Source organism: Streptomyces sp. DT2A-34 (assembly GCF_030499515.1).
GTDB lineage: Bacteria > Actinomycetota > Actinomycetes > Streptomycetales > Streptomycetaceae > Streptomyces.
Genome location: NZ_JASTWJ010000001.1, coordinates 5,446,499 through 5,472,307 on the forward strand (window position 1 = coordinate 5,446,499; position 25,809 = coordinate 5,472,307).

Sequence of the window (25,809 nt, forward strand, 5' to 3'; positions counted from 1 at the left end):
AATCAACGGCCGCGCAATCCCTACGACGCTCAGCGCGCGCTGCTGCGGTAGCGCCCGGGCGGCACCCCCACCAACCTGCGGAAGTGGCGGGAGAGATGGGCCTGGTCGTAGAAGCCGGTCGCGGTGGCCACGTCGGCCGGTGACCGGCCCTCCAGGAGCAGCCGCCGGGCGCGGTCGACGCGGCGGGACATCAGGTACTGGTGCGGGGCGATGCCGTACGCCGTGCTGAACGACCGTACGAGATGGGCGGGATGGGCGTGCAGAAGCCCGGTCGCCTCGTCGAGGGCAAGACCCTGTACGACACGCTCGTCGAGAAGTTCGCGCAGCCGGCGGGCGAGGGCGGGGTCGCGCCGCGGGACGTCGTCCTTGACGGCTTCGGGCCGCAGGTGGGCGCGCAACCGGTCGCCGATGAGGGTCAGCCTGCTGTCCGCCTCCAGTTCGTCGCCGGGGTGCGCGAGGGCGGTGTGCAACTGGCCCACCCGCAGCCGCAGTACGGGGTCGCGCAGGTCGGGGGAGTCCACGGCCCGGCCGATCAGGTCGTCGCCGAGCCGACTGCCGTCCAGGTACAACACGCGCTTGCGGAAGCCGCGCGGGGTGGCGGGGGAGCCGTTGTGGGGGACGTGCGGCGGGAGGAGGGAGACCGTGTCGTGCGGGGTGCCGTGCTCGTGCCGGTCGAGGTCGTAGCGCACGGCGCCGTCGTCGACGATCAGCAGCGTCCAGGCCTCGTGGACGTGCATCGGGTAGGCGTACTCGGTGAAGTGGGCGTGGAAGACCTCGGTGACGCCCGGGACGCGGGGGCGCCACGCGGTGACTTCCCGCGTGACTTCCTGCCGGGCGGCCATGCAAAGAACGTACAAGACGACGTCGTACGGCGGTCGGCAGTCTCGTCGTATGAGCGAGACGAGCGAAACGAGCACCGGACCCATCCGATTCGACACGAAGATCGCCGTGCTGCTGAGGGAGGACCTGGAGTCCTGGCAGCGGCTGAATGTGACCGCGTTCCTGGTCAGTGGGCTGGGGACGCAGGTTCCCGAGGTGATCGGGGAGCCGTACGAGGACGCGGACGGGGTGGGCTACCTGCCGATGTTCCGGCAGCCTGTGCTGGTCTTCGAGGGGACGAAGGAGGTCCTGACGGCGGCGCACGCGCGCGTGCTGTCGCGGGCGCTGCCGCGGGCGGTGTTCACCTCCGACCTGTTCGGAACGGGGAACGACCGGGACAACCGGGCGGCGGTGCGGGCGGTCGGGACCGGGGAGTTGGATCTGGTGGGGCTGGCGGTGTACGGGCCGCGGAACGCGGTGGACAAGGTGGTGAAGGGGGCGCGGATGCATCCGTGACGTGGTCAGCGGCGGCGGTCTTTCCTTGCCAGCTTCTGGGCTTCGTACGTCTTGCCCTGGGCCTTGAGCGTCTCGATCAGGTCGCGGGTGATGATGCGGTACAGGGGGTGGTCGGCTCCCAGGGTTTCGCGAACGCGGAGTCTCGTGGACTTGAAGAGGCGTTCCGCCTCGGAGTGCCTACGCAGGTGGTTAAGAGTCCTGGCGAGGAAGTTGGCGGAGGTGAAGGTGTCGGGGTGATCGTTGCCGAGTACCTTCCGGCGCTGTTCCAGGTTCCCCGTCAGCGTCTGGTGGGCTTCGTCGTAACGGCCGAGGCGGCAGAGAGCGAGCGAGAGGCTCACGACCGTGCGCAAGGTGTCGGGGTGGTCGTTGCCCTGCACCTTCCGGCGTCGCTCCAGGACGTCTGCCAGCGTGCGATGGGATGCGGCATCTCGGTTCAGTTTGCCCAGGGCGACACCGAAACTGTGAGCGGAGTCGAGCGTGTCGGGATGATCGTCGCCCAGTTCTGCCCTGCGCCTTGCCAGCTGATCCTCGTGCATGACGAGCGCTTCGGCATGTCGGCCCAGATGCCCCAAGGTGATGGCGAGGTCATGCGCTGAGCTGAGCGTCTCCGGATCGTTGTCGCCCAGCACCCTGCGGCGCCGCTCCAGGACGTCCTGGACGAGGGGGAGGACCTCCTCATAAGCCCACATACCGTCCAGTGCCCAGGTCACCATGTGAGCGGCGCGCAGCGTGTCCGGATGGTCCTCGCCCAGGGAAGCGGCCCATGCCTCGCGAAGGGCGGCGGCAAGGTCGCGCGCAACCAGAGGCTGAGCGCTTCGTACGAGATACACGGCGGCCCTCAGCAGCGTAGGGCGCAGCTCCGCCCTGGCACTCATGGGGCGGACCGTCGCCATCAGATGCGACGTCAGCGACGTCCACCCCGGCCATGTCTCGGGCAGATCCGGATCGCCCGGATCGATGGCGGTCAGCAGAGCGGCCACGTCGTCCTGCAGCGCACCCGTCGCCTCTCCACCCGCCCTGTCCCGCACCACCGCCTGAGTCAGCCGGTGCACCTGAAACGCGTCCGGCTCCACCACGGCCAGCCCGTACCGGGCCAGCGGATTGAGGGCGCTCTGCGGCCACAGGAAGTCGTCCGGGTCTCCACCAACCGTCGCCAGCTCCGCCCGCCCCGCCACCAGCCAAGCCGTCGGAATCCGCTCGGGCCCCAGAAAGGCCGCGAGCCGCAGCACCGCAGTCGCCTCTGGATGGTCGGCGTCGAGGCGGTCCGTCGCGATGGTGACCGTGGCCGCGAGCGAGGCGGGATAGTCGTACACCTCACCGCGATCGAGAAGCTTGGTGGTGTGCGTCTCCAGCACGCGCAGGTACTGCTCCGGCGGCATCCCCTCGCTCATCACGCCCGCCGCCTGCGCCAGCGCCAGCGGCAGGTCGCCGAGGGCGTCGGCCAGTGCGTCGGCGTGCTCGGGGTTCAGGGTGGGCAGCTGAGCGGTGAGGTAGTCCAGTGACTCGGCACGGCTGAACACCCCCAGTTGGAGTCGCGGCACGACCTTGCGCCAGTCCGGATTGCGGGCCGTGATCAGCACATGCCCCTGCCCCTCCGGCAGCCAGGTCCGCAGCTGCTGGGGATCCTCCGCGTTGTCCAGGACGATCAGCCACCGCTCGTGGGTGCGCAGGTACTCCATGGCGTACCGCGCGTTGACCTCCACGCCGGCGTCCGGCTTGGCCACGCCGACGCGGGCGGCGAGTTCGGCGTAGCGGGCGGGGACCTGCTCGCCCTGTTCGGCGTCGACCCACCAGACGAGGTCGTACTGGCCGGCGAAACGGTACGCGTACTCCAGCGCGACCTGGGTCTTGCCGATGCCGCCGGTTCCGTTGAGCGCCTGGACGGCGGCCTGGCGTTCGGCGAGCAGTTTGCGGCGTACCCCTTCGATGACGGCGTCCCGGCCGGTGAAGTGCGGATTGCGTCGCCGCTGCCGCAGGTCCCACACGGCGGGGTCGGAGGTGCCGGACGGGAAACGGGGCTGGGGGCCGACCGGAGCCTTGCTCCGCCGGGACCTCGATTTCGCGGTGCGCGTGCCGGGGAAGTCGGGTTTGCGGGCGGGCAGGGCAGGTCCGCGTACCGCCTCCAGGAGCGCCGCGAGGGCGTCGGCCTCGTCCAGGTCGTGGAGGTCCTTGCGTAGCCGCGGGGTAAGGATGGCCGGCAGCCGGTCCTCCTCCAACGGCTCGACCACCACGGGGACGAGGCGGTCACGCCGGGCGACGGGGGCGGTCCACTCCTCCTCCGTGTAGCGGCCCGGGGCGAAGTAGGCGGGTGAGAACAGGGCGACGACGGCGGAGCAGCGCGCCAGGGCGTCGTTCATCTTCTTGACGAAGTCATCGCCGGTCCGCCAGTGCCAGAGGTCCAACTCGACCTCGTATCCGGCTTCTTGGAGGTGCCACGCCACCCACTCCGCCCACTGGCTGTCGGGTCCGGCATGACTGACGAAGATCAACTCGGAACTGTCGGTCATGCCCCACTCCCACCCCAGCGACCCCAACGGCCCCCGCACCGCAACCTCTTGTATACCCCGCACGCGCCGCGACGCAGGCGGGAGTAGGAGAAGAGCGGTGGCCGGAGAGGGGGGAACGGGGGCGTCAGGCCGCGCCCGTCTCCGCCTCCGCCTGGGCCCCGGTCCCGGCCGGGGATTCGGCGGCCGGGGATGCCTCCGCCCCGGTGTCGGCCGGCAACCGCCGCATCAGCGCTCCGTACCCGAGCCCCGCCACCGTGCCGACGACCGCGCACAGCCCCCACAGCCACTCCGCGCCGAAGCGGTCGATGACGAAGCCGGACATCAGCGGGGCGACCAGGGCGGCCACGGACCAGGACATGGTGTACATGCCCTGGTAGCGGCCACGCCCGTGCACAGGGGAGAGGCGTACGACGATGCTGGTCTGCGTCGGCGCGTTGACGATCTCGGCGAGGGTCCACACGCACACGGTGAGCGCGAAGACGCCGACCGACCCGGCGAAGGCGGTGAGCCCGAAGCCGTACCCGGCGAGGACGGACGAGATGACGAGCAGCCGCCCGGGATCGCGGTGTTCGATGAACCGGGTGACGGGGATCTGCAGCGCGACGATCAGGATGCCGTTGACGGCGACCACGAGACCGTAGTCCGCGGGCGTGAACCCGGCCTCGCCCATCGCGACGGGCAGCCCGACCGACCCCTGCTGGAAGATCACGGCGACCAGGAACGACAGCCCGACGACGCTCATGAAGCGCCGGTCGCGCAGGACGGTGCCGAGCCCGACCTCGGCCTCGGCGGCCTTGGCCGTCGCGACCGGCTTGGACTCCGGCAGCTTGACGAACACGACGACCGCGCAGACGGCCGTCATCCCCGCCTCGATCAGGAACCCGGCGAGGTAGCTGACCTCGGCGATGAACCCGGCGGCCATGGAGGAGACGGCGAAGCCGAGGTTGATGGCCCAGTAGTTGAGAGAGAAGGCGCGGACCCGGTCCTCGGGCCGCACGATGTCGGCCATCATCGCCTGCACGGCCGGGCGGGAGGCGTTGGAGGCCATGCCGACGAGAAACGCGACGGCGGCGATCGCGACGGGATCGTGCATGAACCCGAGCAGCGCGACGGACAGGGCGGTGGAGGCCTGCGCCACGAGGAGCGTGGGCCGCCGCCCGAGCCGGTCGGTCATGACCCCGGCCCCGAGGGAGGAGATGACACCGCCGAGCCCGTGGAGCGAGGCGACGAGACCGGCGTAGGAGGCGGAGTAGCCGCGGTCGAGGGTCAGGTACAGGGCCATGAAGGTGGCGACGAAGGCACCGAGCCGGTTGACGAGCGTGCTGGTCCACAGCCACCAGAACTCGCGGGGGAGCCCGGAGACGGTTTCTCGGGTGGCGCGTCTCAGGCTGGCGAGTGACATCGGGATCCCCCACGGATGTAAGCGGCGCGGATGTAAGTGGCTCAGGCGGTGCTCACAACTTACGGATATCCACTCCACGCCGGCCACTCAATTAACAGATGCCGTCGACTGTCCGGTCTTCGGGCAGCCACGCGAGGGGACGAAGGCGTGGATTACGCTCTGACGCATGGCCGACGCACCGTACAAGCTGATCCTCCTCCGCCACGGCGAGAGCGAATGGAACGCGAAGAACCTGTTCACCGGCTGGGTGGACGTCAACCTCAACGAGAAGGGCGAGAAGGAGGCAGTCCGCGGCGGCGAGCTCCTGAAGGACGCCGACCTCCTCCCCGACGTGGTCCACACGTCCCTCCAGAAGCGCGCGATCCGCACGGCCCAGCTGGCGCTGGAGTCCGCCGACCGCCACTGGATCCCGGTCCACCGCTCGTGGCGCCTGAACGAGCGCCACTACGGCGCCCTCCAGGGCAAGGACAAGGCCCAGACCCTCGCCGAGTTCGGCGAGGAGCAGTTCATGCTGTGGCGCCGCTCCTACGACACCCCGCCCCCGCCGCTCGAGGACGACTCGGAGTTCTCCCAGGCGTCGGACCCGCGCTACTCCTCCATCCCCCCGGAGCTGCGCCCCCGCACGGAGTGCCTGAAGGACGTCGTCGTCCGCATGCTCCCGTACTGGTACGACGGCATCGTCCCCGACCTCCTGACCGGCCGCACGGTCCTGGTCGCGGCCCACGGCAACAGCCTCCGCGCCCTCGTCAAGCACCTCGACGGCATCTCCGACGCGGACATCGCGGGCCTGAACATCCCGACGGGCATCCCGCTCTACTACGAGCTCGACGCCGACTTCAACCCGGTGACGCCGGGCGGGAAGTACCTGGACCCCGAGGCTGCTGCGGCGGCTATTGAGGCGGTCAAGAACCAGGGCAAGAAGAAGTAACCCGAGCTGATCAAGCCCCCTGCCTGCGGTCGTGAGTAGGGGGCTTCTCGCTGCCGCTCGCGCACCAGCGAGGTGCCGAACTCCCGGTCTGCGCATGCGTTTTCAGGCCTGGCGCACCTGACTGTCCCTCCTGGTGGGCGCCCCGCACGACAGCCTCGGACTTCTCGACCCAGTCGAGGTACCAATCAGCGAACCCGACCTCTCCGAGGGGACTGAACCTTCCGTCCCCCGGACGCTCGTCAAGCCACACTTGCCCCCGCTGCGGACCAGAGACGACCAGCCAATGGAAATAGCCGCACCCCTCGTGACTGAGGCATACGGCGCCGGACGCGAACCAGTCGAACAGCCTCTCGTCCTCCTCCAGCCAGACGCGATACGCCTCATGGAACGCTGCTTGGTCCTCGACGTCGGGCTCGACCGGCTCCTTGCGCTCATGCTCTGCCTGAACAGGCAGGCTCTCCTCCACACCGGGAAAGGGGAAGCGCAATCGCTCGTGGACCGTGCCGCCGCCCGGGTCGCTCCACAGCCACCCGGCAGGTGTACGGCTCAGGATGGTGAGTCCGTAGCCCGGCCCGGCACCGCCGGCACCGACTTCGAGGAGGAAGGCCCGGTAGTCCACGGGCAACGAGACACCCCACTGCGCTTCCGCCTCGGCGACCTCCGCCTCCGACAGTGGATCAGCAAGCCGGAAGCGATGCCCGGCTCCCCCGTACCGTCCCCACGCGCCGAAGACTTCCCGCGCCTTGTCAGCACGGGCCAGAGCCTCCACCCGCCCACGGACACCGCGCCACGTCCTCGCCCCCATGAACCGAAGCGTAGGCCAACGGATCCACACCGGGCCCACCCATTCGTACCCGCGCCCCGGAGGAGCCGCTCGAAAACCGCAGGTCGCCCCCTTTCGAGCCCGGCAGGGGCTCCCTCAACTCTTCGTGGTCATGTCACCAGCCTGTGACAGCGTTGTCCTGGAACGAAGGTGCCGGGATCCCTTCGGCTCGCAGCCCCCTCATAGTGATCGAGCAGCACCGAGCAGCCGAAGCCGCTTCGGCCTCAACCGACCGATCACCAGGGGGATTTCATGTCCGGCAACCTTCGCAAGGCCTTCCTCGTCTCCGCGGCCATCGTGGGCGGCGCCATGCTGATGACCGCATGCCAGGACACGGCCGCGGACACGGCCGCCGCGCAGGGTTCGTCGTCCGCCACCCCGGCCGGCGATGCGGCCACCCCGTCCGGCTCGGCGACCGCGGGCAGCGGCCAGGGCGCCGACAAGGGCTCCGACGCGTCGGGCAAGGGAACCGAGGACGGGGCCGGCTCCGGCGCCGACACCGGCAACGGTGAGCGGGAGCCGGTCGGGCAGAGCTGCGGCGCCAACGACATCTCCTGGAGCACCAAGTCCGAGACCCAGGCCGGCGGATACATCCTGATCACCGCGAAGGCGAAGTCGGGGATCACCTGTTACCTGCCCGCCGCGCTGCCGACCGTGGCGTTCGGATCCGACGGCACCCAGGCGGGTCCCGCGGAGCAGGCCGTCGGCGAGCAGATAAAGCTGACTGGGAGCACCACCGCCTACGCCGGGGTGAACCCGAAGACCACCAACGAAGACGGTGGCAAGGAACTGGACAGCATCATCGTCGGCGTCGGTGACGACGACCCCAACCCGGTTTCCCTGCCGGTCGGCACCATCACGGTCGAGAAGCCGGTCGTCACCAACTGGCACACGGCCCCGGCAGACGCCGTTCCCTTCAGCTGAACGGCGCCACAGCCCGAAGAGGCCGCGAGCCGGCCGTTCGTGCGGGTGATCAGTCGGCGCATCGTCATGAGTGGAAGCCGACCCAGTACTCGTCAGGACCGCATAGAAATGGCTTCTCGCTGTCCCGGCGCCGTCTCTACGCCCGCCCCTGAGCCGCCTCGGCCTCCGCGTCCGCCACCGTAATCGTGATGCCAAGCGCCTTGGCGATATTGCCGGCCGCCGTCATGACGCGCGCCGTTCCCACCACCGGCGCGATGGCGACCAGCACATCCTGCACCTGCTCGGCAGTCAGCCCGGCCTGGATGGCAGGGTCGATGTGGGCGACGTAGGAGATCGGCGGGGCGTCCGAAGCGGCGAGGGCCGCGATGCGGGTGAGCATGAAGGTTTCCGGGACCAGTCCGCACCGTTCGACGGAGTCGACCGTCATGGCGGCGAGGGTGTCCAGTACCGGGGTTTCAGATGCTGTGGCCATGGCAGGGCGTCTCCTGTTGGGGTCGTGAGGGAAGTGGACGGTCGGCGCCGGCACGTGAGGGCACCTCACCCGGTGCAGCACCCACCGCTCGACCGTAAGTCCGTTTCCCGCGGATCGCCTGTCGGGGGGCCGGCGCGAGTACCCCGAGGCGTCACGCACGGCACGACGCCGGTGATTTCCCGTACGGCCCGCATGACCCGTACGGCGCCCCCGAGCCCACGCATCGACCCCCGGCCTGCATCACCGCAGCCCGGGGGCCGTTTCCCCCTCCGTACTGTTCCTCTGACTCTGTCCACTTCCTCCGCCGTGCCGAACTCACACGCTCAGCGGCACCGCATGGATCTCGTCCGGCACCCCGCCGCCCCCGCGTTCGTGAGCACGTTGGACGGCCTCGGCCGAGGGACCCTCGCTGAGGCAGTACACCGTGCCGGACTCCGGGTCCGCCCAGGCGTGTTCGAAGTGAACTCCTTCTTCCCGCTCGACCGCGACGGTGGCGTCGTGGCCCTGTTGCAGCTGTTGGGCCGTGATGCCCTGCATTCCGTGGTGGACGTCCATGAAGCGCGTCATGGGCCTCGCACCTCCTTCCCGATGCACCCCGAAGCTTCGTCCCACCCGCGTCTCAGACCGACAGCGGCACCGGGTGGATCTCGTCGGCCTTGTGGCCGGCGCGCTCGTGGATGCGCTGGATCGCTTCCGCCGAGGGGGCCTCGGAGAGGCAGTAGACGACGCCGGACTCGGGGTCGGCCCACGCCCGCTCGAAGTGCACACGCTCGTCCTTCTCGATGGCGAGGTCCGCGTTGTGGGCCTCCCTGAGCTGGTCGGCCGTGATGCCCTTCATGTTGTGGTGTACGTCCATGTACTGAGCCATGCCTCGCACCTCCTGACGATCCTCGGACCTCTGGTCCTCGGAGTGCGCTCGCCTGCTCTCACTCTCCTTCCATGCTGCGCCCGTCCGGGGCGACCAGCACGACGAAGGGCCCCGGCATTCACGCCGAGGCCCTTCACCGTCGTACGAGATCCACGGCGTCATACGCCGCAGTACTTCCGCACCTGTACGCGCCCTGCGCCCTACACCCTCACCCGCACTGGCAAGGATTCCCCGACTGGCACCCGCACCCGCACCCCGAGCCGCAGCCGCAGGCGCCGAAGAGCGGGAGGCTCCTGATGTCGGCGGGCTGCTCGGACGGGCGTTCCCGGGTGGGGTCGGGGGTGGTGCCGGGAGTGCTGGGGGATTCGGCCATGGTCCCTCCTCAAGGCTGGTGCCTGTGCCCATTCCATGCCCGCCCCGCTGGGCGCATCAACGGCGCACAGAGGCTTGCACACGCCTCGAACAGTCCCCCCGCAAGCCCGCGTACGGCGTACCGCCTACGGCCTTACGGCTGCGGCCTACGCCCCCTCCGCCCCCGAAACCGGCTGGATCTCCGGCTGGATGTCGGCCTGCAGCTCATCAGCGTGCTCACCGGTCACCAGGTACACCACACGCTTCGCGACCGCGACCGCGTGGTCGGCGTACCGCTCGTAGTAGCGGCCGAGCAGCGTCACGTCGACCGCCGTCTCGATGCCGTGCTTCCAGCGCTCGTCCATCAGGTGCTGGAAGAGCGTGCGGTGGAGGAGGTCCATCGCGTCGTCGTCCTGCTCCAGCTGGAGGGCGAGGTCGACGTCCTTGGTGACGATCACCTCGGCCGCCTTCGCCATCAGGCGCTGCGCGAGCTGGCCTATCTCCAGGATGGTGGCGTGCAGGTCCTGCGGAATCGCACGGGAGGGGTAGCGCAGCCGCGTGAGCTTCGCCACGTGCTGGGCGAGGTCGCCGGAGCGCTCCAGGTCGGCCGACATTCGGAGCGAGGTGACGACTATCCGCAGGTCGGTCGCCACCGGCTGCTGGCGTGCCAGCAGGGCTATGGCCCGCGCCTCCAGCTCGTGCTGGAGGTCGTCGACCTTCTGGTCGGCCTCGATCACGCTCTCGGCCAGCTTCAGGTCGGAGTCGAGGATCGCCGTCGTGGCGCGCCCGATCGCCGACCCGACCATCCGGGCCATCTCCACCAGGCTGTCGCCGATCGAGTCCAGTTCCTCGTGGTACGCGTCCCGCATCAGGGTCCCTCTCTTACGTCTGCCTCGGGGGTTCCGGGGCCAGGAGACTGTCGTCGAACCGGCAGTCTTGTCGTCCGAACCAGCAGTCTTACTGTCGTGACCTCCGACCATAAGACTGCCGTGAAAACGACAGTCGGACTGTCATGAAACCGCCAGTGAGATCACCATGCGATCGTCCACCCGATCGCCGAGCGACCACCCACGCGATCGAACGCCATCCGAAATCGCCTGTGCGAACCCCACGCTCCTACTTTCCGGCTGCCACGCGTCCGTTTCCGCCACCCCAAATGAACCAATACTGGCTCCAAGGTGAACTCTGGGCGACGAGTGTTCGAGCTCGCCCTCCGACGGCTGTGGCCACCGCCCGCGCCATGCCTAACCTGGATGCATGGACGTGAACGCGGCGGTCGCCGCAGCGGCAGCGATCGCCGGGGTACTCACCGGCGTCATCGCCATGCTGGCGTTCCGCTGGAGCGAACGCGACCTGAAGCGACCCACCCGAACCTCCCTGCACACCGACCCGGTCCTGCCCCCCGGCGTGGACACGGTCCTGTCGGTGCTGCGCTCCTCCGCCGTGGTCCTCGACGAGGGGGACGCCGTCGTCAAGGCCAGCTCGGCGGCGTACGCCCTCGGTCTGGTGCGCGGCGGCAAGCTCTCCGTCGAGCCCATGCTCCAGATGGCCCGGGACACCAGACGTGACGGCGAGATACGGCAGGTCGAGCTGGACCTGCCCCGGCGCGGCACCGGACGCGGCGAGGCCCTCGCCGTGTCCGCACGCGTCGCACCCCTGGGCTCCCGCCTCGTCCTCCTCCTCGTCGAGGACCTCACCGAGGCCCGGCGCATAGAGGCGGTGCGGCGCGACTTCGTCGCCAATGTGAGCCACGAACTGAAGACGCCGGTCGGCGCCCTCTCCCTCCTCTCCGAGGCCGTCATGGACGCCTCCGACGACCCGGAGGCCGTGGAGCGCTTCGCCGGGCGGATGCAGATCGAGGCGACCCGGCTCACCAGCCTGGTGCAGGAGCTCATCGACCTCTCCCGGGTGCAGAACGACGATCCGCTGGAGGACGCCGAGCCCGTCCGCGTGGACGAACTCGTCGCCGAGGCCATGGACCGCTGCCGGCACGCCGCCGGGACGAAGCAGATCAACATGGCCGCCGGCGGCACCGAGGACCTCAGCATCTGGGGCAACCGCGGCCAGCTCGCCGCCGCGCTCGGCAACCTCGTCGAGAACGCCGTCAACTACTCGCCCGCCCGTACCCGCGTCGGCATCGCCGCCCGCCGGGTCAGCGCCCCGGGCGGGGACCTCGTCGAGATCGCCGTGACCGATCAGGGCATCGGCATCTCGGACAAGGACAAGGAGCGCATCTTCGAGCGCTTCTACCGCGTCGACCCGGCCCGTTCCCGTGCCACCGGTGGCACCGGCCTCGGTCTCGCGATCGTCAAGCACGTGGCCGCCTCGCACGGCGGGGAGGTCACGGTGTGGAGCTCCGAGGGACAGGGCTCCACCTTCACCCTGCGGCTGCCGGAGGCCGGTGCGGCCCGCGACCGCGCACAGCAGCACCCCGACCTCGACGACGAGGCCGGACAGTCCGCCGCATCGAATCCCCGCAGATCCCCCGACTCACCGCCTGACTCAACCGCGTACGAAACGCTTTCCGCCCCGGAGGTCCTTCCGTAACCCGTGTGCTCGTCGTCGAGGACGAGGAGTCCTTCTCCGACGCCCTGTCGTACATGCTCCGCAAGGAGGGCTTCGAGGTCGCCGTCGCGACCACCGGGCCCGACGGACTCGACGAGTTCGAGCGCAATGGCGCCGACCTCGTCCTCCTCGACCTGATGCTGCCCGGCCTGCCGGGCACGGAGGTCTGCCGTCAACTGCGCGGCCGCTCCAACGTCCCGGTGATCATGGTCACCGCCAAGGACAGCGAGATCGACAAGGTGGTCGGCCTGGAAATAGGAGCCGATGACTACGTCACCAAGCCGTTCTCCTCGCGCGAGCTGGTCGCCCGTATCCGGGCCGTCCTGCGCCGCCGCGGCGAGCCGGAGGAGGTGACCCCGGCCGCGCTGGAGGCGGGCCCGGTCCGGATGGACGTCGACCGCCACGTCGTCACGGTCTCCGGCTCCAAGGTCGACCTCCCCCTCAAGGAGTTCGACCTCCTGGAGATGCTCCTGCGCAACGCCGGCCGCGTCCTCACCCGCATGCAGCTCATCGACCGCGTCTGGGGCGCCGACTACGTCGGTGACACCAAGACCCTCGACGTCCACGTCAAGCGCCTGCGCGCCAAGATCGAGCCGGACCCGGGCGCGCCGCGGTACCTGGTGACGGTGCGCGGCCTGGGCTACAAGTTCGAGCCGTAAACAACACGCGCACCACGTCGAAGGGCGGGCCCCCGTTTCGGGGGCCCGCCCTTCTTCCACGCTCTACGACTGGGCAGATGCCGTACGACCGCTCGGTGCCGTACGACCGCTCAGTGACCGGCTGCCGTGTGCGAGGCGCTGTCGGACGGGGTCGCCGCGTCGGCACCGGTCCCGGTCCCGGTCCCGGCACCGGTCCCGGCCGCGGTGCCGTCCGTGGACGTCGCGCCCGCGGAGGCCTCGCCGTTCGGCGCGGCCGGGGTGCCCTCGGCCGGGGAGCCGGTCGGCGAGCCGGTCGGGGAGGACGTCTTGCCCGGCGCCGCCGGGACCGCGCTCGGGCCCCAGCCCTCGAAGTAGTGCTCGGCCGGCACGACGAACGCGCGCAGGCTCACGTCACCGGTCTTGCTGAAGGTGAAGGTGATCTTCTGCGCGTTGCCGTCCTTGATGGCCTCGCGGCTGCTGGACAGCACGGCGGAGGCGTTGTCCTTGCCGCCGAGGATCAGCGAGCCGCCGGCCGGGATGGTCAGGCTGCCGCCGCCCTTGGCGGGCTTGAGCTCGGCGGTCTTGTCGGTGCCGTCGACCTTGATGGCGTCCAGCGTCTGGGCGGTGCGGCCGGAGTTGAACAGGGTCGCGGAGATCGCGGCCGGACCGGTCGACTCCAGGTCGGGCTGGGTGATGACGATGGCGTTCTGGATCTTGATGTCGCCGACCGTGGTGGCCGCGTTGTCCGGCTTGATCTCCAGCGTCTGGCTGTTGTTGCCGGCGGCGCACGCACCGAGCGACGTGATGGAGAACGCGATGGCGGCCGCGGCGAGGGCGCCGCGTCGAAGGCTGCTGCTCACGGCGGCGGCAACTCCTTGACTCGAACGGGGCGGGCGCGTAAAGCCGCCCTAAGTGTCTGTCAGCGGCCTTAGGGTACCGAGCCGTTCCCGCGCGACCGCACCCGACCCTCCCCTGAGCGGCCATGTGCCGTCGAAGTACCTCTTCCACCACCCGTCACTTCACCCACAAGTGACCCGGGAGTCACATTGCCCGCGCTCCTCCGCCATTCACATAAGCCCCGTTCCAAGGCCGCTTCCGAGCCGCCTTCCAAGCTTCCTTCCAGGCCACCTTCCGAGCCGCCTTCCAAGCCCGGCGCAAAATTTCCGTGAAGGAATGCGTGACCCTCCCGAAATTGATCACCGACCGCGCTGCCGACCTGGCCGTGATCAATTCCGGATTCGTCCGGTACCCGACTCCGGACGCCGAACGGAGTAGCGAAACTCGCACACTTGGAACCGGACATATGTGGATGTTCGGCCACCCGGACGCGCCTCTGGATGTGTGTAACGTACGCGTTTCACCTCACCCGCAGAGCCGCTCCGACCTGCGAATACTTTCTTCCGGTCGGCCCGCGAAGCACGTTCCTGTCGGAGTTGTCAAGCCCCGAGATATGCCCTGACCTGCGAAAACGCCATTCAGAACCCGCAGTTTCCGTGTTACCCTGGATAGCCACGGAAGGGGTACCTGTCACATGACGTTCAAGGTTGGCGACACCGTGGTCTATCCCCATCACGGGGCCGCGCTGATCGAGGCCATCGAAACTCGCCAGATCAAAGGCGTGGACAAGACCTACTTGGTGCTGAAGGTCGCCCAGGGTGACCTGACGGTACGTGTGCCAGCGGACAATGCGGAGTTCGTCGGCGTGCGTGATGTGGTCGGTCAGGACGGGCTGGACCGGGTCTTCGAGGTGCTGCGCGCGCCGTACGCCGAGGAGCCCACGAACTGGTCGCGTCGTTACAAGGCAAATCTGGAGAAGCTCGCCTCCGGCGATGTCATCAAGGTCGCGGAAGTCGTGCGTGACCTGTGGCGTCGTGAGCGCGAGCGCGGACTCTCCGCCGGTGAGAAGCGCATGCTCGCCAAGGCCCGCCAGATCCTGGTGAGCGAACTCGCTCTCGCGGAGAACACCAACGAGGACAAGGCCGAGGCCCTGCTCGACGAGGTCCTCGCGTCCTGACGCGGTCCATTCGCCTCGGTTCAGCACACTGCTGTGTGTTGTTTTAAAAGAAATGCCGCGGTGCCCGATGACGTATCTCTTGTCGCCGGGCGCTGCGGCATGTTCGCACTCGGTCGCCGTATGTCCTCGGACGCCGTACGCGGGTGAAGCGGGTTCACCCTCGGAGGGAGATCCCCCCGATACTTGGCGTGCCGGGCCCGGGCTGCTGGCTCGACCGGTGTCACGGAAGGGTCCGGTCAAGGCGTCGCGCCCGGCACGCTGAGGCCATACCCACGTAGGCCGAGCACACAAACCTGACAGGAACCGATGTCTGACGATTCGCGCCCTTCGCCCGCGGAAATCCGTACTGCCGCCGTGATCCCGGCCGCCGGCCGTGGCGTACGCCTGGGTCCGGGCGCCCCCAAAGCGCTCCGCGCGCTGAACGGCACGCCCATGCTGATCCACGCCGTCCGCGCGCTGGCCGCGTCCCGCGCCGTTTCCCTGGTGGTCGTCGTGGCCCCGCCCGACGGCGCAGGTGAGGTGAAGTCGCTGCTCGACGCGCACGCGCTGCCCGAGCGCACCGACTTCCTCGTCGTGCCCGGCGGGGAGAGCCGCCAGGAGTCCGTGAAGCTGGGGCTGGCCGCGCTGCCGCCCGCGTACGACATCGTGCTGGTGCACGACGCCGCCCGGCCGCTCGTCCCGGTCGACACGGTCGACGCCGTCATCGAGGCCGTACGGGAAGGCGCCCTGGCGGTCGTTCCGGCGCTGCCCCTCGCGGACACGGTGAAGGAAGTCGAGCCCGCCGCTGCCGCGGGGGAGCCGGAGCCGGTGGTCGCGACGCCCGAACGGGCCCGGCTGCGGGCCGTGCAGACCCCGCAGGGCTTCGACCGCGCGACGCTGGTTCGCGCCCACGAGACGGTCACCGACAACGTCACCGACGACGCGAGCATGGTCGAGCAGCTGGGCGAGACGGTCGTGGTCGTACCCGGCCACGAGGAGGCCTTCAAGGTCACGCGCCCGCTGGACCTGGTTCTGGCGGAGGCGGTCCTGGCGCGCCGGAGGCTGAACGATGGCTTCTGAGGCACTCCCGGTACTGCCCCAGGTGGGCATCGGCACCGACATCCACGCCTTCGAGGAGGGCCGCGAGCTGTGGTGCGCCGGCCTGAAGTGGGAGGGCGAAGGGCCGGGCCTCGCCGGGCACTCCGACGCGGACGTCGTCGCGCACGCCGCGTGCAACGCGCTGTTCTCGGCGGCCGGCCTCGGCGACCTGGGACAGCACTTCGGCACGGGGCGGCCCGAGTGGTCGGGCGCCTCGGGCGTCGTACTCCTCACCGAGGCGGCCCGGATCGTGCGCGAGGCGGGCTTCCGCATTGGCAACATCGCCGTCCAGGTCGTCGGCCCCCGCCCCAAGATCGGCAAACGGCGCGACGAGGCCCAGAAGATCCTGTCGGAGGCGGCGGGCGCACCGGTGTCGGTCTCGGGCGCGACGACGGACGGCCTGGGCTTCCCGGGCCGTGACGAAGGGCTGATGGCGGTGGCCACGGCGCTCGTGGTGCGGGTCGGCTGAGGGGTCGGGCTCGTATCCGGGCGAGCGCGCCGACCCGAGGGGGCGTGGGGAACGCGCGACCAGCCCCCCACCGAGCCGCACCCGACAAACAAGGCACTGCTCCACGCATCCCCCTCGGCCTACTACCCTAGGTGCCGTGACTATTCGCCTGTACGACACCAGCGCCCGGCAGATCCGTGACTTCACCCCGCTCACGCCGGGCTGTGTCTCGATCTACCTCTGTGGCGCCACCGTGCAGGCCGCACCGCACATCGGGCACATCCGCTCCGGGCTCAACTTCGACATCATGCGCCGCTGGTTCACGTACCGCGGCTATGACGTGACGTTCATCCGGAACGTCACGGACATCGACGACAAGATCATCACCAAGTCCGCCGACCAGGACCGCCCCTGGTGGTCCATCGGCTACGAGAACGAGCGCGCCTTCACCGACGGCTACACCGCCCTCGGCTGCCTCCCGCCGACGTACGAGCCCCGCGCCACCGGCCATGTCACCGAGATGGTCGAGATGATGCGCGGTCTCATCGAGCGCGGACACGCCTACGAGGCGGACGGCAGCGTCTACTTCGACGTCCGTTCCTGGCCCTCCTACCTGGAGCTGTCCCGGCAGGACCTCGACGAGATGCGGCAGCCCGCCGAGGAGGGCATCACCGGCAAGCGGGACCCGCGCGACTTCGCGATGTGGAAGGCCGCCAAGCCCGGCGAGCCCGACTGGGAGACGCCGTGGGGCCGGGGCCGCCCGGGCTGGCACCTGGAGTGCTCGGCGATGGCGCACAAGTACCTGGGCTCCGCCTTCGACATCCACGGCGGCGGACTCGACCTGATCTTCCCGCACCACGAGAACGAGATCGCCCAGGCCAAGGCCTACGGCGACGAGTTCGCCCGGTACTGGGTGCACAACGCGTGGGTCACCATGAGCGGCGAGAAGATGTCCAAGTCGCTCGGCAACAGCGTGCTCGTGTCCGAGATGGTCAAGCAGTGGCGCCCCATCGTCCTGCGCTACTACCTCGGCACCCCGCACTACCGCTCCACCATCGAGTACAGCGAGGAAGCCCTGCGCGAGGCCGAGTCCGCCTTCGCGCGCATCGAGGGCTTCGTGCAGCGCGTGGTGGAGAAGGCGGGCGTCGTCGAGCCGTCCGCCGAGGTCCCGCTCGCCTTCGCCGAGGCGATGGACGACGACCTGGGCGTCCCGCAGGCGCTCGCCATCGTGCACACCACCGTCCGCCAGGGCAACAGCGCGCTGGCCGCCGACGACAAGGAAGCGGCCGTGGCGCGCCTGGCCGAGGTGCGGGCCATGCTCGGCGTCCTCGGCCTGGACCCGCTCGACGAGCACTGGGCCGGCGAGACCGACCGCGGCGACGATCTGCACGGCGTGGTCGACACCCTGGTCCGCATGGTCCTCGACCAGCGCGAGGCGGCCCGCTCCCGCAAGGACTGGGCCGCCGCGGACGCCCTCCGCGACCAGCTCAACCAGTCCGGCCTCGTCATCGAGGACGGCCCGCAGGGCCCCCGCTGGAGCCTCGGCCCGCGCTGACGGAGTCCGAGTCCGGGAAGATCGATTGTGCCGCCCGGCCCTCCGGGCGGCACACTGCATAAACGTACGTACGAAAGTCTCACGACAGACAGGTAGGTCATGGCCGCGAACAACCGCCGCATGTCCGGCAAGAAGGGCGCGCAGGTCGGCAGTGGCGGCCAGCGGCGCAAGGCTCTCGAGGGCAAGGGCCCGACCCCGCCCGCCGAGATGCGCAAGGGGCACAAGAAGAACCGCATCGCGGGCGCCAAGGCGAAGCAGGCCGTACGCCGTCCCACGCCGCGTGGCCGCGGCGGCAAGTCGACGTCCGAGCTGGTCGTCGGCCGCAACCCGGTAGTCGAGGCACTGCGCGGGGGCGTCCCGGCCTCCACCCTCTACGTCCAGCAGTTCATCGACAACGACGAGCGCGTCCGCGAGGCCCTCCAGCTCGCCGCCGAGCGCGGCGGCATCAACCTCATGGAGGCCCCGCGTCCCGAGCTGGACCGCATGACGAACGGCCTCAACCACCAGGGCCTCGTCCTCCAGGTCCCGCCGTACGAGTACGCCCACCCCGAGGACCTGGCCAACGCCGCCTACGACGATGGCGAGGACCCGCTCATCGTCGCCCTCGACGGCGTGACCGACCCGCGCAACCTCGGTGCCGTGGTCCGCTCGGTCTCCGCCTTCGGCGGCCACGGCGTCGTCGTACCCGAGCGCCGCGCGGCCGGCATGACCGCGGGCGCCTGGAAGACGTCCGCCGGCACGGCGGCCCGCACCCCGGTCGCCCGCGCCACGAACCTCACCCGCGCCCTGGAGGCGTACAAGAAGGCGGGCATCGTGGTCGTCGGTCTCGCCGCCGACGGCGAGGCCGAACTCGGCGACCTCCGGGCCCTGCAGGGCCCGGTCGTCATCGTGGTCGGCAGCGAGGGCAAGGGCCTGTCCCGCCTCGTGGGCGAGACGTGCGACCACCGCGTACGCATCCCGATGCCGGGCGGCGCGGAGTCCCTCAACGCCGGTGTGGCGGCAGGAATCGTCCTCTACGAGGCGGCTCGTCGACGCGGCTGAACAGACATCCGTGACGTCACCCGTGCGGGTTAATTCTGGGGACAGTGGTGCGACCTGCGCATCCTTGACGGGGTCCGGACAGATCGGACGAGTCAAGGCAGTGTCCTAACCACACGTCACTCGGTTAGTTGAGTGTGGACACCAGAACACCCCGCACACCCACGGGGGACCGCTCGTCGGGATACGACGACGCTCCCGCGCTGAGCATGGTGAAGGTGCCGAGCGATCCGGCGCAGATCATCGTCAATCACGCGAGTTTCCGCGTGCTGTTGGGCGCGTCGACCGGGCGGACGAAATCCCCGCGCATCGCACGGAACCTGAGCGCCACCGAGAACACCACCCGCATCCCCGTCGTCAACGCGGCCGGCAGAGCGGGAGCGGCCCCCGGCGCCCGCCGCCGGGTCGCCGTCTGGAACGGCACGTCCGCGCCCGACGACACCGGCGCCCACCGCCTGCTCCAGGCCGTGCGGGACGGCAGTGTCCGCCACGGCGAGGAACCGCTCCCCGGCGGCACCCAGGTCATCCCGCGCGTCGAGTTCGACGGCTACGACCGGGGCTACGAGGGCGGCTACGACGACGAGTTGGCGCAGACCGTCGAGACCCCGATCGTCGGCGCGCAGCGCACGCACGAGTCCGTCGAGGCCCGACTCCTGTCGAACATGCGCACGGTCGAGAGCGCGTACGACGAGGAACTCCCCTACGAGGACGAGGAGTTCGGGCAATCCGAAGCGGCCGACGAACCCGGCGCGCCGCTCAAGCGGCCCGGCGGCGACGATGCCGCGCGGCACGCCTACTACCCCGGCCGCCGCATGAACCTCGGCGTCGTCCTGCTCCCGCTCCGGGTCTTCCTCGGCTTCATCTCCATCTACGCCGGCATGGGCAAGCTCTGCGACCCCGTCTACTTCGACGGCGGCAAGCGCGGCTCGATGGTGACGTGGCTCAACACCCTGCACCCGTGGGAAGTCGCCGAGCCCCTCCGCCAGTTCGCACTGGAGCACCCGGTCGGCTCCGGCCTGGTCATCGCCTTCTTCCAGGTCATCGTGGGCGTGCTCACGGTCCTGGGGTGCTGGCAGCGGGTCGCCGCGGTCGTCGGTGCCCTGCTGTCCGCCGCGCTGCTGCTCACGGTCAGCTGGAAGAGCGTCCCCGCCTACGACGCCCCCGACATCATCTATCTCGCCGCGTGGTCCCCGCTGATCATCGCCGGCGCCCCCGTCTACTCCATCGACGGCCGCCTCGCCGGTATGGCCTGGCGGCGCCTCGGCCCCCGCTCCGACATCTGGGAGCTGCGCAGCTACGTCCTGCGCCGCGGCGCCCTCGTCACCGCGATCGTCGCCGGCCTCACCCTCCTCATCGGCTCCGTCCTCGGCGGTGCGGTCCGTGACGCCGACCGCGTCGTCGTCCCCGGCCCCGGCGAGGCCCCCCGCAACGAACTGCCGGGCTCCCCTCTCCCGCAGGAGCCCGACAAGCGGCACAAGAGGACGCCGTCGGCCGCCAACTCGCCCACCCAGGGCGCCACGTCGGGCACGGCGAGCCCCAGCGCGGGCGCCGCGACGACGCCGGGTGCCACCAGCGACACGGGCATCGCGGGCGCCGGTACGCCCAGCCAGACGCAGGGCACCGGCGGCCAGGCCCCGCCCCAGCAGTCCACCCCGACCAATGAGGCCCCCAGCACCAGCACCGGCCCGACCTCCGGAGGCCCCTCCTCCGGCGGCGGCTCAACGGGCGGCTCCTCACCCGACGAACCGGGCTTGGTAGGCGGCCTGCTGGGCTGAACACAACGCCGACCGCTACGACGACGATGGGCCCCGGACACGATCCCGTCCGGGGCCCATCGCCGTGCCGTGCCGGCCCAGAGGCTGGGCGGGGGCGGGTCGCGCGGTCCGGCGCTGACGGGGTGCCGCCCCTGTGTGGGTCGGGAGCCGCCCCAGCGGCACGACTGCCCGCGGATTGGGCAGGACGGCCGCGGCTGGGGCGTGGGACGGGCCGCCGGCTAGGGCGGGACGGCTTGCGGCTGGGGCGTGGGACTGCCCGCGGCTAGGGCGGGACGGCCTGCGGCTGAGGCGCGCGACGGCCCCCCCGGCCGGGGCGGGACGGCTCCCGGCTGCGGCGCGGGACGGCCCCCCGGCTTGGGCGGGACGGCCCGCAGTCGCGTACGGCGGGAAGGGGACGTGCCGGGGGGTGTCCGCCCGCAGAGTCGGGCGTCAAGGCACGGCACCTCTAGCGCAACGCCCACCGCCCGACCGAGGACGGACACCTCCCGGCACGGCCCCGACCCACAACCCACCCGCAGGCGCTACACGCACCCCCACCGGACAGCAACAGGCCGCCGCAGGCACCCCCGCCCAACCGCCGGAGGCGTCAGCGTCCCAGAGCCGCCAGTTCCCTCGCCGCCTCCGTGAGGTCCTTCGCCGTGTCGATGGCGCGCCAGTACGCCCCCTGGGGGATCGGGAAGCCGGCCAGGCGGCGTTCCCGGGCCAGGTGGGGGAAGGTGGTGCGTTCGTGGTCGCCGCGTTCGGGGAGGAGGGAGGCGAACTCGGGCGAGAAGACGTAGACGCCCGCGTTGATCTCGAAGGTCGACGGCGGAGCCTCGATGAAGTCCGTGATGTGGCCGAAGCCGTCCGTCTTCACCGCACCCCACGGGATACGAGGCCGAGCCAGGGCGAGCGTCGCGACCGCGTCGCGCTCGGTGTGGAAGTCCGCCATGTCGCGCAGCGAGAAGCGGGTCCAGATGTCGCCGTTGGTGGCGTACCAGGCCTTGTCCGGGTGCGGAAGATGCGCGGCCGCGTACTTCAGGCCGCCGCCTCGCCCGAGCGGCTCCGTCTCGACGACGGTCGTGACACGGACCGGAAGATCGGCTGACTTCAGCCAGTCCCGCAGCACCTCGGCGAGGTGCCCACAGCTGACCACCACGTCCGTCACGCCTTCTTCGGCGAGCCAGCCGAGCTGGTGGCCGATGATCGGCGTCCCCGTACCGGGGATCTCGACCATCGGCTTGGGCCGGTCGTCGGTGTACGGACGCAGCCGAGACCCCTGGCCACCGGCCAGGATGACGGCTTGAACGGGGCGGGACGCGGCGTTCGGATCAGTCATGACCGAACTGTACGCGGCGCCCCGCTCGCGGCATTCGCCGGCAACCGTTCCTCAATCAGCCGTTACCGTCCGGAAGAGGAGTGTTCCGGAGTGTTCCTGGAAGAGGATCGACAAGGGCTAGCTGTGCGCTGCCGCCACCCCCGAAGCGAAGGCCGTGTCGCAGACGGGCCGGGCGTACGACTGCGCACGCGTCGGACCGTACATGCGGACCGCGGCGCGGCCGAGGGCACGGGCGATCGAGGCGCAGTGCCGGGCCAGGGACGGCCGGTCGTGGACGGCCTGCTGGAGGTGGGTGAGGGCGACGCCCGGGTTCTCCGCCTGCAGCTCGGTCAGGAGCTGGTCGCGCAGCACGTCCTGGGGGGCACGCGGGGCGGCGTTCTTCGCGCCCGCGCTCGAGACGTCGGTCGCGGTGAGCACCGAGTCCGAGGGGTTCCCCGACCAGTTGACCCGGGTGACCGCGAGGGTCCCGGAGAGCACCAGGACGACGGGCAGGACGAGGGCGAGAGTGCGGCCGAGCTGGCGGGCGGGGCCCCGGTGGCCGCGTCGTGTCTGTTGGGTGGTGGAGTGCTTCACGCGAGTGAGGGTAGCGTTCGGTACTGACGTGGCGACATTCGGTCACCGGTTTGGGGGACGCGGCAGCCCCATTTTCCGGTGCTACGTTGACGTACGGCGCTCGAAATGACCGATCTGCCGGGGTATTTGTCGACAACGAGAAGGGCCCCGCAGGGATCTGCGGGGCCCTCTTCGTCAACCTGGGTGAATTACCCGGGGTTGTGCTGCCTGTACCTGCCGTCGTTCGCGCTCTCAGTCGGAGAGCCGCGCCCCCGTGGAGGTCGAGAACACGTGGGTCTCGCCCGCGCGCGGGACGACGTGCAGCGTGCTGCCCTTCTCCGGGACGTCACGACCGCTGACACGGACGACGAGGTCCTTGGCGTCGTCGCCGCCGACCTTGGCGGTGCCGTAGACGTACGCGTCGGCGCCGAGCTCCTCGACGACGTTCACGGTGACCGCGAGGCCCTGGTCCGAGTCGGCACCGGCGACGTCGAAGTGCTCGGGACGGACACCGACGGTGACGGTCTTGTCGGTGGCGGCGGCCAGTGCGTCACGGTCGACCGGGACGACGGAGTTGCCGAACTTCACGCCGCCGTCGGTGATCGGCACCTCGACCAGGTTCATGGCCGGGGAGCCGATGAAGCCGGCGACGAAGAGGTTGGCCGGGCGGTCGTACATGTTGCGCGGGGTGTCGATCTGCTGGAGCAGACCGTCCTTGAGGACCGCCACACGGTCGCCCATCGTCATGGCCTCGACCTGGTCGTGGGTGACGTAGACGGTGGTGATGCCGAGACGGCGCTGCAGCGACGCGATCTGCGTACGGGTCGACACACGGAGCTTGGCGTCCAGGTTGGACAGCGGCTCGTCCATGAGGAAGACCTGGGGCTCACGCACGATGGCGCGACCCATGGCGACACGCTGACGCTGACCACCGGAGAGGGCCTTCGGCTTGCGGCCGAGGTACTCGGTGAGGTCGAGGATCTTCGCCGCGTCCTCGACCTTCTGGCGGATCTCCGCCTTCGGCACGCCGGCGATCTTGAGCGCGAAGCCCATGTTGTCGGCGACGGTCATGTGCGGGTACAGCGCGTAGTTCTGGAACACCATGGCGATGTCCCGGTCCTTCGGCGGCAGGTGCGTGACGTCGCGGTCACCGATGCGGATGGCGCCGCCGTTGACGTCCTCGAGCCCCGCCAGCATGCGGAGCGAGGTGGACTTGCCGCAGCCGGACGGGCCGACCAGAACGAGGAACTCTCCGTCCTCGATGTGGATGTCGAGCGCGTCCACGGCGGGCTTCTCGGTGCCCGGGTAGATCCGGGTCGCCTTGTCGAACGAGACAGTGGCCATGTGAATGGGCCCCCTTCTACCGGCAGGAACGTGCCGGACGATCCGTTGTAGGAAGGTGGTTGTTTTAGTCCACATGTGCGGACTGGACCTGGACGGTACCCGGCGTTCGCCTGTTCTGTCAGTACCTGGAGGCATGTGAACTTCGCGGAAATTTTCGACAGGGCCCCCTCGGAACCTGGGTACACTGCACGGGCGCGTGCGTGACAGCGCGTGCATGCCTCCTTAGCTCAGCTGGTCCAGAGCGGCTGTCTTGTAAACAGCAGGTCGTCGGTTCGAATCCGACAGGGGGCTCCCATATGCGGGGCGGTTGTCGATGACACCGCCCCGCAGGTCGTTTTTCATTCCTTCTTTTCATTCGCGCAACTCCCCATGTCCCCACTGGGACACGGGAGATGAGCCGGCATGGAATAGCATCGCTACTGCTAGTGTTCGTGCAGTCACAGTAGGCAATCAGCCTCTATGTATAGGTAATGAAAACCGAGGGTTCCATGCGCAAGCTTCACCAGGTCATGATCGTCGCGGCGGCGGCCGGCAGCCTGTCCGCCATCGGTGCCGGTACCGGTGTCGCCTACGAGGCGAGCACGACCGACCTCTACCGCCCCTACCAGGAGTGCAGCCCGCAGACGGTGGCCGAGGGTGACCTCCCGATCGCCGTGCTCGGTCTCTCCGAGACCTTCGACACCACCTGCGGCCAGTTCAACAACGCCTTCACTGGTTGAGGCCGGCGGCGTAGTCGTGCCGACGCCTTCCGCGGGCCCCTTCGGGGTCACCTCCCGAAGGGGCCCGTTCATGTGCGGCCGCCCGGAGCGCGAGACCGCTCCTCGGGCCCGTATGCGTGCGCGACGGTACTGGACTCCGGTGCCCCGATGAGCGGTTGCGCGCGCCCGACCTGGACCTCGACGCCCTGAAGCCCTCGGCTCGGGCGCGGGTTGCGGCACCAGTGCCTTCCAGCAGGTCGGTCCTTCACTTCACTTCAGGTCTGTCCTTCACTTCGTAAGCAATGCGGTCCCGCGCGTCCCGGACAACGAGTCGGGCGCCGGGGCCCGCCTCTCCGACATCCCCGGGGCTCGCCGCGGCAGTTCGCGGTGCACGGCAGCCGGGGGCACCCCTCACAAAGGAGACGCAGGACATGTTCAACGGAAAGAAGTTCGTGGCCGTCTCGGGGCTTCTCGGCGGCCTCGCCATGACCTGGATCGGCGCCGGCCAGGCTTACGCCATGGCTCTGCCGGGCGTCTGTGGCACCGACGCCCAGGGCAACATCATCTGCACCCAGCGGATCGTGGGTGAAACGAGGGAGGGCGAGGACATCGCCCTGCGCCGGTCGGTGACCTGCCAGCCGACGAAGCCGCTGACCTTGCCCGCTGCCGGCCTGCTGAACCACGGAACCGTAAAACTCGGTCCTGAGATCACCTGTGCCCAGGAGGCGCCCGAAGCGCCGGCGGTCGTGAGCGACAACAACACCGAACCCCGCCTGGGACAGCTCGGATTGCCTTTCTGAGCCCCGGGGCGGAACCTCCCGACTTCCCTGCATCGAGCGGCGGATGGCCGGACCAGCGCGACCTGGTCCGGCCATCCGCCGCTTTCGCGTCCTGCAACGCCCCGTCGGCAAACGGGTGAGCGCCCCGCGCCGCCCGTGACTCGCCCTCGGGGAACTGTCGTTTCTCTCAAGGGAGAACAGTGCCTTTCACGTCCATGGCGAGGCGGACGGAAAGGTTCCTTGGCATGAGCCGACACGACACAGAGAAGGGGCAAAGATCCCAAATTGCTACGGATCACATGTATATGCTCACATTAAGTAGTCAACCAGGGCGTTCATGCCCGGGAAGAAAGGGTCAAACTATGCGCAGGTTTCAGCGCGTTGCGGTCGTAGCTGCG

Annotated in this window: 25 protein-coding genes and 1 tRNA gene; 14 read left to right on the forward strand and 12 right to left on the reverse strand. The window is 69.8% G+C overall.

The annotated features are described in order from the left end of the window. Positions 1–29 precede the first annotated feature (29 nt). Positions 30–842, reverse strand: a complete 813-nt coding sequence (locus tag QQM39_RS24250; protein ID WP_301999627.1) for an AraC family transcriptional regulator — start codon at positions 840–842, stop codon at positions 30–32. A gap of 49 nt (positions 843–891) precedes the next feature. Between QQM39_RS24250 and QQM39_RS24255 the strand changes: the two genes are divergently transcribed. Continuing rightward, complete coding sequence (locus QQM39_RS24255) at positions 892–1,335, forward strand: DUF2000 domain-containing protein (protein WP_301999628.1); 444 nt, start codon at positions 892–894, stop codon at positions 1,333–1,335. 5 nt (positions 1,336–1,340) lie between these two features. Here QQM39_RS24255 and fxsT read toward each other — a convergent pair whose 3' ends face one another. Both fxsT and QQM39_RS24265 read right to left on the reverse strand, forming a co-directional pair. Then, positions 1,341–3,842, reverse strand: a complete 2,502-nt coding sequence (fxsT, locus tag QQM39_RS24260; protein WP_301999629.1) for an FxSxx-COOH system tetratricopeptide repeat protein — start codon at positions 3,840–3,842, stop codon at positions 1,341–1,343. 124 nt (positions 3,843–3,966) lie between these two features. Next, positions 3,967–5,244 carry an MFS transporter gene (locus QQM39_RS24265; protein ID WP_301999630.1) on the reverse strand — a complete coding sequence of 426 codons (1,278 nt, stop codon included), beginning with the start codon at positions 5,242–5,244 and terminating at the stop codon, positions 3,967–3,969. Between the two features lie 166 nt (positions 5,245–5,410). On the opposite strand from QQM39_RS24265, the gene QQM39_RS24270 reads away from it, so the two are divergent. Further along, the gene (locus QQM39_RS24270; RefSeq protein WP_301999631.1) at positions 5,411–6,172 is read left to right on the forward strand and encodes a phosphoglyceromutase; all 762 of its coding nucleotides are present in this window, start codon (positions 5,411–5,413) and stop codon (positions 6,170–6,172) included. 10 nt (positions 6,173–6,182) lie between these two features. Here the strand turns inward: QQM39_RS24270 and QQM39_RS24275 are convergent, their stop codons facing one another. Beyond that, positions 6,183–6,941: an SMI1/KNR4 family protein gene (locus QQM39_RS24275; RefSeq protein ID WP_301999632.1), complete on the reverse strand. Its 759-nt coding sequence runs from the start codon at positions 6,939–6,941 to the stop codon at positions 6,183–6,185. Between the two features lie 306 nt (positions 6,942–7,247). Between QQM39_RS24275 and QQM39_RS24280 the strand changes: the two genes are divergently transcribed. Beyond that, positions 7,248–7,919, forward strand: a complete 672-nt coding sequence (locus tag QQM39_RS24280) for a DUF4232 domain-containing protein (protein WP_301999633.1) — start codon at positions 7,248–7,250, stop codon at positions 7,917–7,919. A 136-nt stretch (positions 7,920–8,055) separates the two neighbouring features. On the opposite strand, the gene QQM39_RS24285 is transcribed toward QQM39_RS24280, so the two are convergent. The 4 genes from QQM39_RS24285 to phoU form a co-directional block, all read right to left on the reverse strand. Next, a complete protein-coding gene (locus tag QQM39_RS24285) occupies positions 8,056–8,391 on the reverse strand; it encodes a carboxymuconolactone decarboxylase family protein (RefSeq protein WP_301999634.1) in 336 nt (111 codons plus the stop codon). A 315-nt stretch (positions 8,392–8,706) separates the two neighbouring features. Continuing rightward, complete coding sequence (locus QQM39_RS24290; RefSeq protein WP_301999635.1) at positions 8,707–8,958, reverse strand: SCO4226 family nickel-binding protein; 252 nt, start codon at positions 8,956–8,958, stop codon at positions 8,707–8,709. A gap of 52 nt (positions 8,959–9,010) precedes the next feature. Beyond that, a complete protein-coding gene (locus tag QQM39_RS24295) occupies positions 9,011–9,259 on the reverse strand; it encodes an SCO4226 family nickel-binding protein (protein WP_301999636.1) in 249 nt (82 codons plus the stop codon). 518 nt (positions 9,260–9,777) lie between these two features. Further along, entirely contained in the window at positions 9,778–10,479 is a 702-nt protein-coding gene (gene phoU / locus QQM39_RS24300; protein WP_301999637.1) for a phosphate signaling complex protein PhoU, read from the reverse strand. Between the two features lie 388 nt (positions 10,480–10,867). On the opposite strand from phoU, the gene QQM39_RS24305 reads away from it, so the two are divergent. Both QQM39_RS24305 and QQM39_RS24310 read left to right on the forward strand, forming a co-directional pair. Beyond that, positions 10,868–12,157 carry a cell wall metabolism sensor histidine kinase WalK gene (locus QQM39_RS24305; RefSeq protein WP_301999638.1) on the forward strand — a complete coding sequence of 430 codons (1,290 nt, stop codon included), beginning with the start codon at positions 10,868–10,870 and terminating at the stop codon, positions 12,155–12,157. Between the two features lie 5 nt (positions 12,158–12,162). Next, complete coding sequence (locus QQM39_RS24310; protein ID WP_004000192.1) at positions 12,163–12,834, forward strand: response regulator transcription factor; 672 nt, start codon at positions 12,163–12,165, stop codon at positions 12,832–12,834. Positions 12,835–12,944: 110 nt separating this feature from the next. Here QQM39_RS24310 and QQM39_RS24315 read toward each other — a convergent pair whose 3' ends face one another. Then, complete coding sequence (locus tag QQM39_RS24315; protein ID WP_301999639.1) at positions 12,945–13,673, reverse strand: DUF461 domain-containing protein; 729 nt, start codon at positions 13,671–13,673, stop codon at positions 12,945–12,947. A 671-nt stretch (positions 13,674–14,344) separates the two neighbouring features. Between QQM39_RS24315 and QQM39_RS24320 the strand changes: the two genes are divergently transcribed. The 6 genes from QQM39_RS24320 (at position 14,345) to QQM39_RS24345 (ending at position 20,720) form a co-directional block, all read left to right on the forward strand. Beyond that, complete coding sequence (locus QQM39_RS24320) at positions 14,345–14,827, forward strand: CarD family transcriptional regulator (RefSeq protein WP_003953493.1); 483 nt, start codon at positions 14,345–14,347, stop codon at positions 14,825–14,827. A gap of 306 nt (positions 14,828–15,133) precedes the next feature. Further along, a complete protein-coding gene (gene ispD, locus QQM39_RS24325) occupies positions 15,134–15,886 on the forward strand; it encodes a 2-C-methyl-D-erythritol 4-phosphate cytidylyltransferase (RefSeq protein WP_301999640.1) in 753 nt (250 codons plus the stop codon). Beyond that, positions 15,876–16,373, forward strand: a complete 498-nt coding sequence (ispF, locus tag QQM39_RS24330; RefSeq protein WP_301999641.1) for a 2-C-methyl-D-erythritol 2,4-cyclodiphosphate synthase — start codon at positions 15,876–15,878, stop codon at positions 16,371–16,373. Before ispD ends, ispF begins: the two co-directional genes overlap by 11 nt. A gap of 136 nt (positions 16,374–16,509) precedes the next feature. Beyond that, positions 16,510–17,907, forward strand: coding sequence for a cysteine--tRNA ligase (gene cysS, locus QQM39_RS24335; protein ID WP_301999642.1), 1,398 nt, complete (start codon positions 16,510–16,512; stop codon positions 17,905–17,907). A gap of 99 nt (positions 17,908–18,006) precedes the next feature. Further along, entirely contained in the window at positions 18,007–18,948 is a 942-nt protein-coding gene (gene rlmB, locus QQM39_RS24340; RefSeq protein WP_301999643.1) for a 23S rRNA (guanosine(2251)-2'-O)-methyltransferase RlmB, read from the forward strand. A gap of 134 nt (positions 18,949–19,082) precedes the next feature. Continuing rightward, positions 19,083–20,720 carry a DoxX family protein gene (locus tag QQM39_RS24345; RefSeq protein WP_302003710.1) on the forward strand — a complete coding sequence of 546 codons (1,638 nt, stop codon included), beginning with the start codon at positions 19,083–19,085 and terminating at the stop codon, positions 20,718–20,720. 586 nt (positions 20,721–21,306) lie between these two features. On the opposite strand, the gene QQM39_RS24350 is transcribed toward QQM39_RS24345, so the two are convergent. From QQM39_RS24350 to QQM39_RS24360, 3 genes are all read right to left on the reverse strand, one after another. Continuing rightward, positions 21,307–22,038, reverse strand: coding sequence for a nucleotidyltransferase family protein (locus tag QQM39_RS24350; protein ID WP_301999644.1), 732 nt, complete (start codon positions 22,036–22,038; stop codon positions 21,307–21,309). 117 nt (positions 22,039–22,155) lie between these two features. Continuing rightward, positions 22,156–22,611, reverse strand: coding sequence for a hypothetical protein (locus QQM39_RS24355; RefSeq protein ID WP_301999645.1), 456 nt, complete (start codon positions 22,609–22,611; stop codon positions 22,156–22,158). A 231-nt stretch (positions 22,612–22,842) separates the two neighbouring features. After that, positions 22,843–23,934 (reverse strand): ABC transporter ATP-binding protein, encoded by a 1,092-nt coding sequence (locus tag QQM39_RS24360; protein ID WP_301999646.1) that lies wholly within the window; start codon positions 23,932–23,934, stop codon positions 22,843–22,845. A 216-nt stretch (positions 23,935–24,150) separates the two neighbouring features. On the opposite strand from QQM39_RS24360, the gene QQM39_RS24365 reads away from it, so the two are divergent. The 3 genes from QQM39_RS24365 to QQM39_RS24375 all read left to right on the forward strand — a co-directional run bounded on the left by QQM39_RS24365 (position 24,151) and on the right by QQM39_RS24375 (position 25,432). Continuing rightward, a tRNA-Thr gene (locus QQM39_RS24365) sits at positions 24,151–24,225 on the forward strand. Between the two features lie 197 nt (positions 24,226–24,422). Beyond that, entirely contained in the window at positions 24,423–24,653 is a 231-nt protein-coding gene (locus QQM39_RS24370; RefSeq protein WP_301999647.1) for a hypothetical protein, read from the forward strand. Between the two features lie 410 nt (positions 24,654–25,063). Continuing rightward, a complete protein-coding gene (locus tag QQM39_RS24375; RefSeq protein ID WP_301999648.1) occupies positions 25,064–25,432 on the forward strand; it encodes a hypothetical protein in 369 nt (122 codons plus the stop codon). Positions 25,433–25,809: the final 377 nt, after the last annotated feature.